This is a genomic window from Vibrio sp. 10N.261.52.A1 (assembly GCF_002876325.1).
Lineage (GTDB): Bacteria > Pseudomonadota > Gammaproteobacteria > Enterobacterales > Vibrionaceae > Vibrio > Vibrio chagasii.
Window position 1 is genome coordinate 1 of record NZ_MCYD01001288.1, and the last position, 1,157, is coordinate 1,157.

Annotated in this window: 1 protein-coding gene; it reads left to right on the top strand. The window is 42.0% G+C overall.

The window, feature by feature from the left end; all coding sequences use genetic code 11:
• Positions 1-147 precede the first annotated feature (147 nt).
• Positions 148-1,157, top strand: a 1,010-nt coding sequence (locus tag BCT81_RS26910) for a tetratricopeptide repeat protein (RefSeq protein ID WP_133152744.1), incomplete at its 3' end; no start/stop codon positions are given.

Here is a 1,157-nt window from a genome sequence, read left to right on the forward strand (position 1 = left end):
GTTACACACAGCCAACCAGTTAGTCCAAGTCTCTTTTTAGACTCACCTATCACTTTGCCAAGAGCATCTGATATAAACACTCCAAACGCTGATTGGAATGCACTTTACCTATCGACTTTGAAGCACTCTCCTGAACGTGCGTTAAACATGCTGCAAACACGCTATACGAGCTCGACTGTTTACGGTGATAAGCTTTACCTATCATCTCTCCTCTATCAATACATGAGTCATCGCGATCAACCCTTCTATGGCATAGCTTCCAATGACAGCGAATACCAGGCAATTGAAAAAACATTTCTTTCTGCTCTGATGAAAGACGGCAAAGGTCAATATGAAGAGGCACAGCAAGGCTTTTTGACTCTGTTAGCAAAAATGCAATCTCGTAGCGATTCAACCGGCAAAGCACTGCTCAAGTACCAATTATGTCGCTCCCTCAACGAACAAGCCAAATATCATCAAGCCAACTACTATTGCTCAGGGCTTGAGTCCGACTTACATGATGCCATCGATCCTGTACTACCAAAGTTCATTACTTATCGAGTCATCGCTAACAACCATCATTTTCGTAGTGACTATCATACCGCGTTAAATACCTACCTATCTTTGATCAAGGCATTCCCAAAAGGACATGATATCTCTGGGGTTTACAACGATATTGGTAACTTACTCAAAGAGCTAAAGCAGTATGAAAAATCAACTCAATACCTAGAGGAAGCGCTTACCCTAAGAGCCGATGCTTCCGGCATAATGAAGGCTCAGGTTCATCACAGCCTTGCTGATCTCTATTTAAATCAAAGCCAAAGCGACTTAGCGATTCATCACTTTGGACAAGCGCATAAATTACTAAGAGAATCATCCCATAACTACGGCATGGCAGTCACTCGTTTAGGGTTAGGTAAAGCTTATACGCAAACACAAAAGTATGATTTAGCGCGAAGCTATTTAGTAGAGTCACTCGAAGCTGCCAATGAATTGAACAATGATGGCATTCGTATCAATGCTTATCTGGCAGTGAGTGATATGTTCGAAGAGAAAAAGCTTATGGCTGAGGCACTGAATTATGCCGAGCAAGCTTTGAAGTTAGCGGAACAGGTATCAAGACACAAATACACAGCTCAAGCTCTACTTCAATTATCTGAGATACACAAAGCGCTTAA